This is a genomic window from Petrocella sp. (genome assembly GCF_059865615.1).
In genome coordinates this window covers 1-17,543 of sequence record NZ_JCBCDA010000032.1, presented here as the reverse complement: position 1 = coordinate 17,543, position 17,543 = coordinate 1, and the positions used below count along the sequence as shown (strand labels likewise).

The following is a 17,543-nucleotide window of genomic DNA, read 5'->3' as shown; positions in this document are numbered from 1 at the left end:
GTGCTTTAATTAACGCAAAATAAAAGAAAATAGCAACCTAAGTTTCTCAACTTTAATTGCTATTTCAACTTTATAACCTCGTTTTTAAGGATTTTTTAATTTTCAACACTATAATTTGGTGCTTCTTTTGTAATCTGAATATCATGAGGATGAGATTCTCTTAATGACGCTGCTGTAATCTTTATGAACTGACCTTCTTCAATCAAATCTCTAATTGAGGATGTACCACAATAGCCCATACCTGCTCTTAAACCGCCCATTAATTGATATACCGTATCTTCGGCCGAACCTTTGTATGCCACACGTCCTTCTACACCTTCTGGTACCAGTTTTTTTGTATCTCCATTGTTCCCTTGAAAGTATCGGTCTTTACTACCTTTTTCCATGGCCGCTAAAGAACCCATCCCTCTATAAACTTTGTATTTTCTACCTTGAAATAATTCCGTATCTCCAGGGCTCTCTTCGCATCCTGCAAAAAGACTACCGAGCATACATACGGACCCGCCCGCTGCAATGGCTTTGACTAAATCACCTGAGTACTTAATACCCCCATCTGCTATAATAGGGACACCATAAGGTTTCGCACCTTCTGCACAATCACTTATAGCTGTTACCTGAGGTACACCAACGCCAGCCACAACCCGTGTTGTACATATCGAACCTGGTCCTATTCCTACTTTTACAGCATCTGCTCCTGCTTCAATTAACGCAACGGTCGCTTCCTTGGTTGCTACATTTCCAGCTATGATCTGTAAATCTGGATAATTTGTTTTTATTTGCTTGACTGCATTTATAACACCGGCCGAGTGACCATGAGCGGTATCTAAAACTACAACATCCACTTTTGTTTCTACCAAGGCCGCAACCCGATCCATCATGTCTTTTGTGATACCTACAGCAGCACCAACCCTTAATCGTCCTTGATGATCCTTCGTTGAGTCCGGATATAAAATAGCTTTTTCAATATCTTTAATGGTAATCAAACCTGAAAGGTTACCGTCTCTATCCACAATTGGAAGTTTTTCAATTCTATGTTTGCCCAATATTTTTTTTGCTTCGTCCAATGTTGTACCTTCAGGTGCAACAATCAAATTCTTACTTGTCATAACATGCTTGATTTTTTGATCAAAATTTGTTTCAAATCTCAAATCCCGGTTGGTTAAGATTCCAACCAACTTTTTCGATCCGACTTCAATAATTGGAACGCCTGATATCCTGTATTTTGCCATTAAAGCGTTGGCTTCATAAACATAATGTTCCGGTGTTAAAGAAAAAGGATTGGTTATGACCCCATTTTCAGATCGCTTCACTCGGTCAACTTGATCTGCCTGCTCAGCGATTGACATGTTCTTGTGTATGATTCCAATACCACCTTGTCTTGCCATAGCGATTGCCATTCTTGTTTCTGTTACTGTATCCATACCTGCACTCATTAAAGGTATTCTAAGTTCTATTTTTTTAGTAAGTTGTGTACTTAAGTTCACTTCATTAGGTAGGACTTTCGAATGGGCTGGAACCAGTAACACGTCATCAAAGGTTATTCCCTCTTTAAGAATCTTTTGCATAAATTAAGGCCTCTCTTTCATCATTAGCACGTTATTGTATCTATATTCTCTGTTATACTTTCCTAGTAAGTTATTAATTCGAGATTCTAACAAACATAAGCCTATTTGTCAATCTCTTTTTCATCTACAATAAGCGTATTTAGGTTTACCGAAAGATCTACTTCACCTATGACTGCCATAGATATTTCATCAATGATTCGTATGACCGGCCTCGTAGGAAAGTCCTCATTCAGTCTTGCTACAATACCAATACGACCATCATTTAACACCACGCCTGTTGAAACAGGGTATGGAGATATAGATTTTCTAAATATTTTTATGATTTCAGGGTCAAACCATGTATAGGCTCTTGATACGATCATTTCAACTATCTCATAATGTCGCATATGTGTATCTTTTGGTAAATTATAGAGTAGATTGTCATATTCATTAGCTACGGCAACAATTCTTGAAAACTCATGAATCGATGTGTTCTTTTTTCCAAGAGGGAAACCCGTTCCATCATAATGTTCATGATGGGTCAAAGCAATGTTTGCGGCTAACAAAGAAGATTTTGGTATAGACTTAATCATTTCATAACCTAATCTTACATGCTCTTTATAAATCTTATATTCTTTGTCAACATAATCTTCCCTATATCGAATGACATCGTATTTAATCTGTGTTTTCCCCACATCATGAAGAATAGCGCCAAGTGCTAAATGCTTTAACTGGGCATCATTGTAATTTAATTTTTTCCCAATTAGTAGGGAAATCAGACATACACTAATAGAATGCATATGTAAATAAGCATCTCTGTTACGTATCTCTTGAAGACTCACCATCACATGGGGATTGGCAATCACCTCTGAAATCACAGCATCCACTTTTTCTACAATACTTTGGCTGGCACTAAAATATCCTTTGCGCATTTTCTCCATGCTATCTTCTAGAGCTCTTTTTGTGGATTGAACAGTCTCTTCACTAATAAGTACTTCAATCTTAATACCTTCTGACAATTCATCTTTAATATAAATGTAATCTACATCAATATCATGGATCTTATTTATGAATTTTTCGGTTAACAATGTCCCTTCTTTTAGTAATATGACCCCATTACTAGTATATATGGGCTTTGCCAAGACCATATCCTTTTTTAATTTCTCGACTCCAACTCTTCGCATATGACCAACCACCTTGCCAATCTTTTCTATCTATTTTTTAATTTTTCTTGGGATATACGCACGAATTGAATCAAATATTTTATCGTTTGGTTCAAAAATCAACTTGATTTTTTTTGAATCTTTATCAAAAATAGCAGCATAAGTATTTTCTTGAAGTATACCACTACTTGCATCATAAAGCTTCGAATATTTTTCAACATCTTTCCCATAATCTTTGTTAGAAATTGGGACCATGATGATAAAATTGTCGACATGGACAGACAATAACCTTTTTCGTCTGTTTTTGTTGATAATCTGATCAATATCCAATTCGCCGTTGGTAAAGATATATTCATACTCTACATTAAAACGTCTAAATAAAAAGACTACACACAAAATGACACCTATGGCTATAATGTATATTAAGTTTCTTAGTCCGGGGGTTAAAAATACTACTGCTAAAACAATCACTGCCCCTGCTAGGACGGTAATCCTCTTAAGATTATCTGTCATGTTTTGTTTTCGTTCTACAAGTTGCTCATTAAAAATATCATTCACCTTCATTATGGCCTCCGAAATAGTGCGACACTTGATTGCCTTTGAGAAATCGAGTCAATTACATTATATAGGATAGACCTTTTAGAAACAACCTTATTCCTATTTAATATTTTGTATGGCCAATCTACTTTTATTGCTTATGTTTAAATCTTTTCAATCAAATAAAGGAGACCGCAGTCTCCCTTATTCATTTTATAATCATGGATGTTACGATATCATTTTTACATCATTCCCATACCAGGTGCGCCACCACCCATTGGCATTGGATTTTCTTCTTCTATATCTGCTACAACAGACTCTGTAGTCAGTAATGTCGATGCTACCGATGTAGCATTTTGCAAGGCTGATCTTGTCACCTTCGTCGGATCAATTATGCCTGCTTCCACCATATCAACATATGTTTCTGTTAAAGCATTAAAGCCTATACCCATATCGGATTCTTTCACTTTATTAACAACAACGGAACCTTCAAGTCCTGCATTCACTACAATCTGGCGCAGTGGAGATTCCAATGCTTTTAGTATAATTTTGGCCCCCGTTTTTTCATCACCTTCTAGACCGTCCACTATGGCTTCAATTCTTTTAGTAATATGGATATATGCTGCACCACCGCCTGCTACGATACCCTCTTCAGCCGCTGCACGGGTTGCTGCCAAAGCATCTTCCATACGTAACTTCTTCTCTTGCATTTCAGTTTCCGTTGCAGCACCCACTTTGATTACCGCTACACCACCAGATAATTTTGCTAATCTTTCTTGAAGTTTTTCACGATCAAAGTCTGATGTGGTATCTTCTATCTGATTCTTGATTTGTGCCACACGACTGTGGATGTCGTCTTTACTACCAGCGCCATCTACAATTATGGTGTTTTCTTTCATAATTTTAACAGATTTCGCTTTACCAAGCATCTCCATAGTCGCTTCTTTTAAATCAAGTCCTAGTTCTTCAGAAATAACTGTACCACCTGTTAATATGGCAATATCTTGTAGCATAGCTTTACGTCGATCACCAAATCCAGGTGCTTTTACTGCTACACAGTTAAAGGTACCCCTTAATTTATTCACTACAAGTGTCGCTAATGCTTCTCCTTCAACATCTTCTGCTATGATTAATAGTTTTGCGCCAGCTTGAACAATTTGCTCAAGGATGGGTAAAATCTCTTGAATATTAGAAATCTTTTTGTCTGTAATCAGGATATAAGGTTGCTCAAGCAAGGCTTCCATTTTATCCATATCTGTAGCCATATATGGTGATAAATAGCCTCGATCAAATTGCATCCCCTCAACAACCTCTAATTCTGTATCCATACTTTTGGATTCCTCAATGGTAATGACGCCATCTTTGGAAGCTCTTTCCATTGCCTCGGCTATCAAATCTCCTATGGCTTCATCACCGGCAGATATCGCTGCAACCTCTGCTATTTGTTCTCTACCCTTTAGTGTTTGACTCATTTCAAGGATAGCTCTGACCGCTTCTTCAGTCGCAGTCTTCATGCCACGTCTTAAGATGATTGGGTTAGCTCCTGCAGCAATGTTTTTAACACCTTCAACAATCATTGCTTGAGCAAGAACAGTCGCTGTTGTTGTTCCGTCACCAGCTACATCATTAGTTTTTGTTGCTACTTCTTTAACCAACTGTGCACCCATATTTTCAAAAGGATCTTTTAACTCTATTTCTTTTGCTATTGTCACACCATCATTCGTGATGAGTGGTGCTCCGAATTTTTTATCTAAAACGACGTTTCTACCTTTAGGTCCTAAGGTTACTCTTACTGTATCTGCTAGTTGATTTACACCTGATTCCAGTGCTGCTCTAGCTTCTGCTCCAAATTTAATCTCTTTTGCCATAATGAACCTCCTTTATTCCACAACTGCAAGTATATCATTTTGTTTAACAATAATATACTCTGTACCATCTAGTTTGACTTCTGTTCCCGCATACTTCGAGTAAATGACTTTATCCCCAACAACAACCTGCATGGTTACTTCTTTACCATCTACATTGCCACCTGGGCCAACGGCTACAACTTCAGCTTCTTGAGGCTTTTCCTGTGCTTGACCCGGCAATACAATACCGGATTTGGTCTTCTCTTCCGCTTTAAGTTGTTTTAAAACAACTCGATCATTCAATGGTTTTAAATTCATGATATTCCTCCTCGTTTATAAATATTTTTTATCAGCACTCTGTAGTGAAGAGTGCTAATCTCTGTTCTTATATTACCAAAAAAAATCATGATATGCAAGCAAAATTTTAACACTTCACTTCCATATTCTAAAGTTTATTTTCCGATTTGGTGGTCTCTTCCATAGTAAAAAAGATATTGTTGCGCCAAGCCTCCTAAGCCTTTAAAATATCTGTCTGCAAACTCAAGAATAATCTGATCTGATACACTTTGATCATTAAAGTATGCATGTGTCATCATACGTCTTACCCAAACATCCAAGGGAAATACTTCAATTCTTCCAAAAGCAAACAATAAAATACAGTCCGCTACTTTTTGTCCAACACCACTAATCTCCATTAGCTTATCCCTGGCCAAGTTATCCGGCATTTCTTCAATCGCTACAAAATCTATAGTATTTTGCACAACCTTTTGTATCGCATCATATAAATAAGGTGCTCTAAAGCCAACTTTTAACGTTCGCCATTCTTCCACCGTTACATCTGCAAGCACTTCTGCTGTAGGAAAGGTATAATAGGACCCATATTGATCTGTCACAATTTGACCATAACGCTCACACAAACGTTCTACTAGAATTTTAATTTGGGGAATGGCTTTGTTTTGAGATAGGATAAATGTAAGTAACATCTCAAAAGGTGCTTGTCTTAATATTCTAAGCCCTCTTTTTTCCATGATTGCTTTTTTTAGTACGGGGTCTAGTTTGACTAGAATAGATTGAATCTGATCATAGTTTCTGTTCATATCAAAATATCTCACCCATAAGCGATTGTACTCTTCATTGGCGCAGTCCATATAAACACGCTTGCCAACTTGATTGATTCTAAGACGTTTATCAAAAGCAATAACATCATATATATTGTTTTCAATATGTTTGTATCTAAAACATTGACCACATTCCAATATCTGACTGATTAAAAAACTATCACTTACTAATACCTCAATCATTTACCCACCTCGATTCAAAATACGGAAATGGATGCAACTTCTTTACCGCTATGTTATACTGATATAATAGCTTTGTCTATTTATTATACCTCAATTTCTACTTGTCAACATCTATTCTGTTTAGATAAAGGAAGTTTTTATGTCAAAAGAAGAAATCTATACAATACCTATCATAGACGCATTTAAGACCGATTGTGAGTGTCCTTTTTGTCATATGTATGAATCTCTTGAAAAGGATAGCATCGACTTTGTATTAGGTCCATCCTATATGGATGTTGACACAAGACATGATACCAACGCATCCGGTTTTTGTGCTAACCATTATGCCAAGCTCTTTAATGAAAAAAATCGTTTAGGCATGGCTTTGATTCTGGAAACACATATGAAGAAGGTACGTCAAGATCTTAAAGCAGCTGTGATGAAACCTTATAAATCCAAAGTTTTTCCTATAGGTAAACGTACAGCGCTAAGCCCTGTTAAAAACTTCACTGAAAAAATGGTCCATCAATGCTATATATGTGACCGGGTTGAAGACTTTTTAGACCATTATCTGGATACTTTTTTTTATCTATGGAAAAAAGATACATCTTTTCGTGATTTATTTATGGTATCTAAAGGCTTTTGTATCAAGCATTTTGGTCGTTTATATGATAGAGGCAAATATGTCCTAAAGGATAAAGACTTCCAAACCTTCAAAATAAACCTCATTGCTATCCAACAATCCAACTTCGATCGCGTTATTGGCGACCTTGAATGGTTCATTTCCAAATTTGATTACAGATATGAAAAGGAGCCTTGGAAGCAATCAAAAGATGCCGTAAGTAGAAGCATTCAAAAGATTTCTGACTTTAAGCCTTAAGCTGTATGACCAATGCTTCAAAGTTTTTACTAAAGAGAACATCCGCTTGTCGATCTCTTTTTTTAGGACCTTTGTGCTTTTTTTTCATCATTCTTAGTGATTTGTGCAAATGTCTTTCAAACAAAAGCTGATCAATATTGTTTAACGTAAACGCCCTACCGTTCGCATCCATGGCATACCCTTTTTTACCTAATACCAAAGATGCTAATCCATAGTCGTTGGTAATCACAATGTCACCAACTTTTATATCCCTAACAATAGCTAGATCTACTGAATCGATGCCTTGATCAACCGTAATGACGCAGGCTGTTTCATAGGAAAGCTCATGATTAACATCTGTGTATATAACCGTTTCGACCTCATATTTATTTGTAATTTGTAAAATAGATGCCCGTACCGGGCAAGCATCACCATCGACTCTTACTATCATATCGTTTCCTTTCCTTTCAAAGTAAGATATGTTTAAGACAATATGCTTATGAAACACATCCTATGATTTAATTATAGAGAATTTTATCAACATTGCAAACAAGATTAATAAGTTTATACTCTAAAAAAGCAGGTGCCAACATGATTCAACTCACTTTACAATGGATTAAGACCTATGCTGGTAATGATCGAAAATTCAAGTCCGGCTTTATGATCCATCAGAAAAATAATATACTCAGTATTGAAGCCAGTTCAAAAAACGGCTTTCATGTCCTCTTGAAAGATTTAAAAGATGAACAATTCGAGCTGTATTTATCTTTTTATTCTGATACAGGCACCTTCAAAAATGCTAGGTGCACTTGTTATGATGTTCAACCTTGTATTCACACTCTAGCAACCTTATTATACATCCTATATAAAAAAGAGTCTTTGACTCTTGATCTTACTCAAAATCAAACCTTGAAAATGTTCCAGTCTTTTGAAAAAGTATTGTTTCAGCCTACAACCTCAAACCAGCTTACACTGCTAAATCTAGAAGTCACTTTACACCCAAAAGATGCTTATCATAAAACCCTTCAATCTGCTGTCTCACTTAAAGTAGGGCTCTATCAAATCTATGTGGTTAAAAATATTGAGTCCTTCGTTTATGCGGTAATGGAGAAACATACCTATGAGCTATCAAAAAACTTAACCTACGATTCGGAGTCTTTTAAGTTTACAGATGAAGACTACAAGATTATCGCTTTACTCTATGATTTCTATAAAACAAGACTCTTCTTATTACCAAAACGTCAGAGCCTAGTATCCACACCTATTAAGGCGTCTTATCAAATATTACCGGACACTTATTTAAAACGTTTATTAGAACTTCTAAAGAATAAGTCATTTCACTTAGATTATGATGGTATGCTTTTTAAAGACCAGGACATCATAGACCATTTAGAAATTGATCTTTATTTGACTGATGATACAGATCATTATATCATCTCTGTAAATACTTATGATATATACTTCCCCTTAACAGAAGACTATTCATTCGCCTTTTATAACAATCAAATCAGTTCTTTATCCGCCATTAAAGCCGATGCTTTCAAACTTTTTTATACATACTTCATTGATAAGTCCTTAGATATTCAATATGACCATATACATAGTGTTATAAATCAAATCCTGCCTGTTCTTGAAATGGTAGGTTATGTAACCCTTGAACCAACTATTGCTCAAAAAATATTGCGTTACCCTTTGGAATCAAAAATCTACTTGGATAAAGATCATGACCAGCTTAAGCTTAGGGCCTACCTCATCTATGGTCCTCATGAGTTTGGTCTTTATCCTGAAATCGATCCTGACGTAGGTGACCAGATTGTTTTTAGACAGTTGAATATTGAGCAACGTATTTTGCAGTTACTAAAAGATACTCCTCACGCCATAGATTCTCAAGGATTCTTAACCTATGCTTCCGAAGATGACCAATTTTATTTCATCGACCAAATTCTACCAAAGCTTCAAAAACTTGGAACGCTTTATTATTCCGATTCTTTTAAAGATACCTACTTAAAGTCCGCGAAACAGCTTAGCGCTTCTATCGCCTACAAGAGTAGTTCTAATCTACTGGATCTAAGTTTTGAAATGGAAGGTATAAGTCAAGACGAAATCTTCATACTTTTAAAGGCCATAGTCGAAAAAAAGCGATACTTCAAATTATCCGATGGTAGTTTTTTCAAAATACAGGATGCTTTAGCTCACCAAATAAGTGCTCTTGACAGCCACTATCCCATTATAAATTCAAATCAAGAAAGTAGCACTTTAAGCCTACCCGGACATCATGCTTTCTTCTTGGATCACCTTATGAGCAGCACACAAACGGTTCATTATAATCAGGCATATAAAAAGCTATTAAATGCTATTCAAAATCCTGAAAACTATTTCATTGAGGTGCCAAAACCTCTTGATGCCATACTAAGAGATTACCAAAAAACCGGATATCGTTGGCTTAGTGCTCTCACTTCTTATGGATTAGGTGGTATTTTAGCAGATGATATGGGACTTGGCAAAACATTGCAGGCCATAACCCTTATAACAAGTCATGTTGCCAGCTTACCTTCACTTGTTATCGCACCAACATCATTGCTCTATAATTGGGAAGAAGAAGTTCGTAAATTTGCCCCTAATCAAAAAACCATTGTCGTCTCCGGAAATAAAAATGAACGCATTGAGCAAATAGAAAGTCTTTGTAATGATGTCATCATCATCACCTCCTATGGGGCACTTAAAAGAGACTTACACCATTATAAACAAACTTTCATGTTTTGTATTATTGATGAGGCACAACATATCAAAAACCCAAAATCTCAAAACGCTATTGCCGTTAAACACATAAACGCCTTACATCGTTTTGCTTTAACAGGTACACCTATAGAAAATACTTTGACTGAGTTGTGGTCTATTTTCGATTTTATTTTGCCCGGCTTTCTAGGCAACGCCAGTTACTTTGCTAAAACCTATGAACGTCCTGTCATAAAAGATAATAACCATCATTGTTTAAAACAGCTTAATCAAATGATTTCGCCTTTTATCCTTAGAAGAATCAAACAAGATGTTTTGAAAGAGCTCCCACCCAAAATTGAAACTAAGGTCACCATCGAACTAAATAAACATCAGAAAAAAATATATATGGCTTACATTGAAAAAGCAAAAATGGAAATGGAAAGCTTTAAGTATTTATCCGGTAGCCAAAAAAACATGAAAATCCTGTCTATTCTCATGCGCTTGCGACAGATTTGTTGCCACCCATCCTTGTTCATCGATCAGTATACTCATGGGTCTTCTAAAATGGACCTACTTCTAGAATTGGTTATAGATAGTATTGAAAGTGGCCATCGTATGTTGATTTTTTCTCAGTTCACATCTATGTTAGGTATGATTCAAACCTTATTGGATAAGCATAAAATCGAATCTTATTATCTTGATGGTTCTGTACCGCCCAATAAAAGACAAGAGATGGTCCATGATTTTAATACAGGCTTCCATAGTGTTTTCTTGATTTCTCTTAAAGCCGGCGGAACCGGCCTTAACCTGACCGGCGCTGATGTTGTCATTCATGTTGACCCTTGGTGGAATCCAGCTGTTGAAAATCAAGCAACAGACCGTGTCTATCGTATCGGTCAAAAAAAATGTGTTCAAGTTTACAAGTTAATCACCGCCGGTACCATAGAAGAAAAAATATTTACGTTGCAGCAAAAAAAACAAAGTCTAATTGAACATGTGATTAAGCCCGGCGAAACATTTATCAATAAATTGTCTACCCATGAGCTTCAAAATCTTTTTGACTCAGAACCAAAATAATATAGGTTTTCTACTTAGTTTGAATCAGCCCATTCTTTATTATACCATCTATAACTTCCTAGCAATTTCTCTAATCAGTGCTTCAGAAGCTTCCCAACCTAGGCAAGGATCTGTTATGGACTTACCATAAACGCCCCCATCTATTCCTTGAGCGCCTTCTTCAATATAGCTTTCTATCATCAAACCTTTGACGTACTGCTTAAAGTCAGCATCATAGTGGCGATTCCTTATGACTTCATAAGCAATACGTGGTTGTTCTTCGTAGTGTTTGTTCGAATTGGCATGATTTAAGTCTATAATTACACTAGGATGTTGTAGCGCTCTTGCTTCATACAGCTTGATTAGATGACGAATATCCTCATAATGATAGTTAGGAAAACTTCTGCCATACTGGTCAACATAACCACGCATGATAGAATGGGTAAGGGGGTTCCCAGATGTTGCTACTTCCCATCCTCTATAAATAAAGGTATGCTCTATCTGACCTGCTTTAATGGCGTTTAACATGACCGATAAATCACCGCTGGTTGGGTTCTTCATGCCTGACGGAATTCTCAGTCCGCTAATGGTCAAACGGTGTTGTTGATTTTCTACTGATCTAGCACCTATGGCAACATAGCTTAATAAATCTTCAAGATAGGCATAATTGTCCGGATATAGCATCTCATCTGCACAAGATAGACCCGCTTCTTCTATAGCTTTAATATGCAGCTTCCTGATGGCTTTAATACCTTCTACCATATTAGATTCCTTATTGGCATCCGGTTGATGCACCATGCCTTTATAACCCTCTCCTGTGGTTCTGGGTTTGTTGGTATATATCCTCGGAATGATGACAATCTTGTCTTCTACTTCTTTTTGAATAAGGCTTAAACGTTTTACATAATCAATGACAGCTGTTTCATTGTCCGCCGAACAAGGTCCTATAATTAAAATAAAGCGTGAATCTTTTCCTTCGAATATATTTTTAATAATTCGGTCCCTTTCAGCTTTTATTTTATGCCCCTTTTGAGACAAAGGTAACAATTCTATAATTTCATTTGATGAAGGTATTTCCTGTACAAAATTAAAACTCATTTTTCATTCCTCATTTCCTCATAAACTTAAATGTTTGATTAAAGTTATTTTAACACATTCATTTATTAATTGCTCAATTTCCATTATTATAATGATTTCACTACCCCTTGACAAGGTTTTTTTTTTTCTAAATTATGGTATAGTTAAGGCACCAAAACAATATGGTAAAGAAAAAAAGTGGCAAAGCCACTTTTCTAATATATAACGTTATGATTTGTCTTTAATTAAAGTTTTAGCAACATCGGGTACCAATGTCTGTTCCTCAAATGGTGGTCGTATATAATTGGTCTCTTTTTGTCTTTCCGGTAATTTGATTTTTTCTGGCGTCAAATCTTGATATTCAATTTTGCTTAATAAATGTGATATACAATTGATACGTGCATGTTTTTTAATATCTGCATCTACCACATACCAAGGTGCTTGCTTAATGTCTGTATAGGCAAACATCGTATCTTTTGCCCTAGAATACTCCACCCAAAACTTTCTAGATTCTACATCCATAGGACTAATCTTCCATCGTTTTGCAGGGTCATTGATGCGATCTTGGAATCTATTTTCCTGTTCATCATCACTGACTGAAAACCAGTATTTAATTAATATAATACCTGAGCGCACTAACATTTTTTCATATTCAGGGGCACTTCTTAAGAACTCCTGATATTCTTCTTCTGTACAAAAGCCCATGACACGCTCCACTCCGGCTCTATTATACCAACTACGATCAAAAAGTACTATTTCTCCAGCTGCAGGAAGGTGAGGTACATATCTTTGAAAATACCATTGCGACTTTTCTTTTTCGGTAGGTATCCCAAGGGCTACTACTCTACAAACACGAGGATTAAGTTTTTCAGTAATGCGTTTAATGACACCACCTTTTCCTGCGGCATCTCTGCCTTCAAAAACTACAACAACCCTAAGTCCTTTTGTTTTTACCCATTCTTGCAATTTTACTAATTCTACTTGAAGTTCTTCAAGTTTTTTTAAATATACCTTTTTTGATATTTTTTTCTTCTTATCACTCAAAGCTTACCCCCCTGACTAAAGCATCTTTACTTGTTACTATTATTCTAACATACTATCCATATCAATAAAACAATAAAAATGAAACTTAATGTGGTTAATTTACCGTAAGTCTCATTTTCTGAATATCGTAGTGTTTGCTTTTTTTATATGAATTCGCTATAATCAACTTAGATTTACTGAGAGGAGCAACCACTTTGATTGACAACTTCCTACTAATTACCATTGCAGCAATTAATTGCTTTACCTTTGCGCTTTACGGCATTGATAAAATAAAGGCCGTAAATAATAAATGGCGTATTTCTGAAAAAAGACTATTGAGCTTATCTATAATGGGACCATTTGGCTCTTTACTTGGTATGAAGCTCTTTCGCCACAAAGTCAAAAAGCCTAGATTTTATGTCGGTATTCCTTTTTTTGCCATTGTTCAACTGATTCTCATTGGTCTTTTTATGGCTTTTCTTCACTAGACTGGCCTTCTTTTTCTTCTTTTATTTTTTGATTAACCAAGTCTTTAACATCTCGTGCTTTATCTTTTAATCTCTGTTGGCTATCTTCTCCTACCATTACTTTTGATAGCCAGCGTTTTGAATGACTATACTCGCCTAATTCAAACGCCAAAACACCTAATAAGTAATAGTACGTCGATTGATTCATACCAAAAACCGGAAAGCTAATGGTCTCATAAGCTTCAAGAAAACCGGAATAAGCATTTTTTATAAAATTAAGGCGCTCAAGCGTTAATGCCTCTTTTTTGTCTTCTTCAATTGTTTCAAAGTAACCGTCAATAATCCAAGAAATTCTAAGACAAAGATAAGCCTTGTTGACACTTTTAGATCCCATAACGATGGCATTATATAGAGCAAGCTTATTGTTGATCAATGCCGTTTTATAATCATAATCCTTAGGCTCGTCCTTTGATATGAACTTGGATGATATTTGTTCTTTTATGATCTTGATTTGACGCTCGGAAATTTTGTTATAAGTAGTATTTAAAGCTGCATAACCACATGAATTGCATTGAATAACATCATAAATCAATGGATCGATTTTTGAATAAATAGGGCGTAGTGTTAGGCTGGTTCTCTCAAACCTATTGATGCTTGATTTCACCGTTTTCGATAAGAATTCATGGTTACAAACTGGACATTTGACTTTTCTATCAAATACCAGTTGTTCAATCTTCTTTGCCTGTATTTCTTTTTTTACCGGTTTTTCATCTTTATCTTTTCCATTAAAATCCATGGGTTGATTACTATTTAATCCAAAGGTTCCTAAATCTGAAAATATCGATTCCATTGTTTACTCCTTATTGATTTATTCATAGTTTCTCCAAAACTGTTCCTTTTTACCTTTGATAAAATCAAAAACTGCTCTTAAGTGAAACAATTTGATTCATAACCAATTGCTCATTTGTTGTTAGATGTTTGTCAACAACATAATACCCATTTCGAATAAACTGAAAGCGTTTCTCTCCTTGGTTAATAAAATCTTTAATTGAGCTTTCAACAAGTGCATCTTCACATATTTTTTTTGAATTCATATTAATAGATTCAATCAGCATATCATCACTTGGTTCATCCAAAAACAAATCTTCATATATTCTAACCATACATCTTGTAGCATCTAAGGCACTTAACCAGTGAATGGTGCCCTTCGGCTTTCTTTCATTAAAGCCGGAACCACTTTTGGTTACACGATCATAAGTACATCGAAGTTCTACCACTTCGCCCTTATCATCTTTAATGACTTCATTACATTTTATAAAATATGCCGACCTTAATCTGACTTCTTCTCCTGGAGATAGCCTCTTGAATTTCTTTGATGGCTGTTCACAAAAATCTTCCCGTTCAATAAAAAGCTCTTTTGTAAAAGGTAACTTTCGTGAGCCAAAATCCAGATTAGAGAAATGATTATCAACATTCACATATTCCATTTCTTCAAGGTTTGTAATGACAACTTTTAAAGGATTTTGTACCATCATTAAACAATTTACTTTTTCTTTCAAGTCTTGTCGAACAAAGTGTTCCAACATTTTGTAGTCTACAGTTGTTGATGTTTTCGGCACACCAATTTCATTCAAGAAGTCAAATATAGCTTCCTTTGTGACGCCACGACGTCTAAGACCTTTGATAGTAGGTAACCTAGGATCATCCCAACCATCCAATATACCACTATCAACCAATTGTTTCAGATAGCGTTTCGATGTCACCACGCCCGTAAGATTTAATCTTCCAAACTCAATTTGCCGCGGTAATACGCCATCCAAATCAAGGGCACTTAGCACCCAATCATACAATGGTCTATGATTAATGAACTCATTTGAGCATAAGGAATGGGTAACCCCTTCAATATAGTCTTGAATTGGATGCGCAAAATCATACATTGGATAAATGCACCATTCATTTCCGGTTCTATAGTGTTTTTCCTTCAATACACGATAAATAACCGGATCTCTAAGGATAAGATTTGGATTTTCCATGTCTATTTTAGCCCTTAGGACACGCACGCCTTCATCCACTAAACCTTGTCGCATATCTTCAAACAGCTTTAAGTTTTCTTCCGTTGAACGCTCCCTATAGGGACTATTCTTTCCTGGTTCTGTCAATGTGCCACGATAGGTACGCATTTCTTCCATGTTCAAATCACAAACATAGGCTTTTTCATTTTTTATTAGATCAATAGCATAATCATAGATTTGCTTTGAATAGTCTGAACCAAAGAAAGCCGCGTTGCCGTAATCGCAACCAAGCCATTCCATATCTTCTATAATAGCATGAACATATTCCATATCTTCTTTCATTGGATTGGTATCATCAAATCTCAAATTAAATTGACCACCGTATTTTTTTGCAATACCATAGCTGATATTAATAGCATAAGCACTTCCAATATGCAAGTAGCCATTTGGCTCTGGGGGGAATCTGGTAACGACTTTGTCTATTTTTCTGTTTTCTTTATCCTCAAATACCAATCTGTCAACAAAATTCAATGCATTGTTTTCACTCATAGACGGACTCCTTAGCCATTTATTATTTAACTATTGTTTTTTTCTTAGCGTAATCATTTTCTTTAGCATTCCTATTATACTATAGCTGTTAAGAATTGGAAAGCATGAAGTCTCTTTAGGTTCCTTCCAATTCTAACAAGGAAAGACCCCCGTGTCAAATCACGGACAAGAGAAAAGTAACAACCCATGATATTTATCATCGACTGTTACTTTTGGATTCCTGTATTGGTTAAAATATTAAGACAAAATTTTCTAAGCTCAACCATTTAGTTTTGAAACTATTAATCAATTCTAAAATAATCTATTCTTTTTTTCGATTTCACTTTGTATACCAAAATCAACACTACTATGTATACACTCAAAAAGATTCAGACTCGAAACACCATAAGCTTGTCCCGTTCTGTTATTATATATAATGCCTTTGTTACTTATGGTTATAGAATCTAACATCTCCATAGCTAAAAACTCCACAGTGATAGCACCACCAAGTGTCGGACTTTTTGTAATGGTGGTTGATTCCTTAAAAGAAGGCATATACATGGTCTCCTCAAGTGTTGTTACAATATCATGAATGACAACCGGATCTTTAATCCAATAAGCTTCATGCTGACCTTTACTTACCTTTAGCGAAAAAATACTGGCCGTATGCTCTGAGGCAATTACATCCTTAAAGCTCTTCACTTGATAATAATTATGTATTGTAATTAAACTGCTAATAATCATAAAAATCATTAGCAATTGAGTTCGTGGACTACCTATCCACAAAATCGCCAAATGATTTTTTCTACTATTGTATTTTTCAATATTAAGTATATGTATCGTGCTGTTAATTACAATCAGTAATAACAGGACACCATAGAATATAGCACCATAAAGTATAAATTCTGTATAGATCATAATGCCTCCCACAAGATTGATAATTATTTTACAATCTCTCCGCAAATCTATTATCCCATATTCTGTGGGGCAATACTATTGTCTAAAGTCATTTCTTTAATGACTTTAGTCACTTATATAGCTTTCTTTTCCTATGGTGGTAATACCTTTGTATAGCCGTGTAATACCTTGTCTTCATTATAACATCATATCCACCAAGTTCCCAGTTGCTTGATGCGTCATAACATCTTTGTAAGGGTTAGTTTTATTGGCGATTGTGGTCTTGGTAAGGCCCCCCGATACATAGCTTATTCCACATTCCGGACAGATGCTATGAAATATCTGAACGCTCTGTGTGATAAGCTCTTTTCCTTCTTCTTTGGCATCTGCCTGTTCATTAGAGACATGCTCCATCTCATGAGAAATCACCTGCTTTAATTATACACGCGATTGGAATGTTTGAACAGTGGTGCGTCTTTTTCTTAGAGTCGAAGAGGAAAGAGGCTACGCCTTGCTTTGCAAAGCAAATTGTTCC

At 35.7% G+C, this 17,543-nt stretch carries 16 protein-coding genes; 3 read left to right on the top strand and 13 right to left on the bottom strand.

Annotated features, from left to right (window positions below; all coding sequences use genetic code 11):
* Positions 1-95: 95 nt before the first annotated feature.
* The 6 genes from guaB to AC6F8J_RS03945 all read right to left on the bottom strand — a co-directional run bounded on the left by guaB (position 96) and on the right by AC6F8J_RS03945 (position 6,392).
* The gene (guaB, locus tag AC6F8J_RS03970) at positions 96-1,565 is read right to left on the bottom strand and encodes an IMP dehydrogenase (protein ID WP_500721206.1); all 1,470 of its coding nucleotides are present in this window, start codon (positions 1,563-1,565) and stop codon (positions 96-98) included.
* Between the two features lie 101 nt (positions 1,566-1,666).
* A complete protein-coding gene (locus AC6F8J_RS03965) occupies positions 1,667-2,728 on the bottom strand; it encodes an HD domain-containing phosphohydrolase (RefSeq protein ID WP_500721204.1) in 1,062 nt (353 codons plus the stop codon).
* Positions 2,729-2,758: 30 nt separating this feature from the next.
* Positions 2,759-3,271: a DUF6106 family protein gene (locus tag AC6F8J_RS03960; RefSeq protein WP_500721202.1), complete on the bottom strand. Its 513-nt coding sequence runs from the start codon at positions 3,269-3,271 to the stop codon at positions 2,759-2,761.
* 215 nt (positions 3,272-3,486) lie between these two features.
* Positions 3,487-5,112 (bottom strand): chaperonin GroEL, encoded by a 1,626-nt coding sequence (gene groL / locus AC6F8J_RS03955; protein WP_500721201.1) that lies wholly within the window; start codon positions 5,110-5,112, stop codon positions 3,487-3,489.
* Between the two features lie 12 nt (positions 5,113-5,124).
* Complete coding sequence (gene groES / locus AC6F8J_RS03950; RefSeq protein ID WP_275841613.1) at positions 5,125-5,409, bottom strand: co-chaperone GroES; 285 nt, start codon at positions 5,407-5,409, stop codon at positions 5,125-5,127.
* Positions 5,410-5,543: 134 nt separating this feature from the next.
* On the bottom strand, positions 5,544-6,392 hold the full coding sequence (locus tag AC6F8J_RS03945; RefSeq protein ID WP_500721199.1) for a DNA glycosylase: 849 nt from the start codon (positions 6,390-6,392) through the stop codon (positions 5,544-5,546).
* 139 nt (positions 6,393-6,531) lie between these two features.
* On the opposite strand from AC6F8J_RS03945, the gene AC6F8J_RS03940 reads away from it, so the two are divergent.
* The gene (locus AC6F8J_RS03940; RefSeq protein WP_500721197.1) at positions 6,532-7,251 is read left to right on the top strand and encodes a DUF6062 family protein; all 720 of its coding nucleotides are present in this window, start codon (positions 6,532-6,534) and stop codon (positions 7,249-7,251) included.
* Here AC6F8J_RS03940 and AC6F8J_RS03935 read toward each other — a convergent pair.
* Positions 7,241-7,681, bottom strand: coding sequence for a DUF188 domain-containing protein (locus AC6F8J_RS03935; RefSeq protein WP_500721196.1), 441 nt, complete (start codon positions 7,679-7,681; stop codon positions 7,241-7,243). The genes AC6F8J_RS03940 and AC6F8J_RS03935 overlap by 11 nt on opposite strands.
* Positions 7,682-7,821: 140 nt before the next feature.
* Here AC6F8J_RS03935 and AC6F8J_RS03930 point away from each other — a divergent pair, with 140 nt between their 5' ends.
* A complete protein-coding gene (locus AC6F8J_RS03930) occupies positions 7,822-11,025 on the top strand; it encodes an SNF2-related protein (RefSeq protein WP_500721194.1) in 3,204 nt (1,067 codons plus the stop codon).
* A 48-nt stretch (positions 11,026-11,073) separates the two neighbouring features.
* Here AC6F8J_RS03930 and AC6F8J_RS03925 read toward each other — a convergent pair whose 3' ends face one another.
* A complete protein-coding gene (locus AC6F8J_RS03925; protein WP_500721192.1) occupies positions 11,074-12,102 on the bottom strand; it encodes a 3-deoxy-7-phosphoheptulonate synthase in 1,029 nt (342 codons plus the stop codon).
* A gap of 207 nt (positions 12,103-12,309) precedes the next feature.
* On the bottom strand, positions 12,310-13,125 hold the full coding sequence (ppk2, locus tag AC6F8J_RS03920) for a polyphosphate kinase 2 (RefSeq protein ID WP_500721190.1): 816 nt from the start codon (positions 13,123-13,125) through the stop codon (positions 12,310-12,312).
* Positions 13,126-13,319: 194 nt separating this feature from the next.
* Here ppk2 and AC6F8J_RS03915 point away from each other — a divergent pair, with 194 nt between their 5' ends.
* Positions 13,320-13,592: a DUF1294 domain-containing protein gene (locus AC6F8J_RS03915; RefSeq protein WP_500721188.1), complete on the top strand. Its 273-nt coding sequence runs from the start codon at positions 13,320-13,322 to the stop codon at positions 13,590-13,592.
* Here the strand turns inward: AC6F8J_RS03915 and AC6F8J_RS03910 are convergent.
* From AC6F8J_RS03910 to AC6F8J_RS03895, 4 genes are all read right to left on the bottom strand, one after another.
* Complete coding sequence (locus AC6F8J_RS03910) at positions 13,573-14,421, bottom strand: DUF2225 domain-containing protein (RefSeq protein ID WP_500721187.1); 849 nt, start codon at positions 14,419-14,421, stop codon at positions 13,573-13,575. The genes AC6F8J_RS03915 and AC6F8J_RS03910 overlap by 20 nt on opposite strands.
* 64 nt (positions 14,422-14,485) lie before the next feature.
* The gene (locus tag AC6F8J_RS03905; RefSeq protein ID WP_500721185.1) at positions 14,486-16,132 is read right to left on the bottom strand and encodes a glutamine--tRNA ligase/YqeY domain fusion protein; all 1,647 of its coding nucleotides are present in this window, start codon (positions 16,130-16,132) and stop codon (positions 14,486-14,488) included.
* A gap of 291 nt (positions 16,133-16,423) precedes the next feature.
* On the bottom strand, positions 16,424-17,029 hold the full coding sequence (locus AC6F8J_RS03900) for a hypothetical protein (RefSeq protein WP_500721183.1): 606 nt from the start codon (positions 17,027-17,029) through the stop codon (positions 16,424-16,426).
* 177 nt (positions 17,030-17,206) lie between these two features.
* The gene (locus AC6F8J_RS03895; protein WP_500721181.1) at positions 17,207-17,422 is read right to left on the bottom strand and encodes a hypothetical protein; all 216 of its coding nucleotides are present in this window, start codon (positions 17,420-17,422) and stop codon (positions 17,207-17,209) included.
* Between the last annotated feature and the right edge of the window lie 121 nt (positions 17,423-17,543).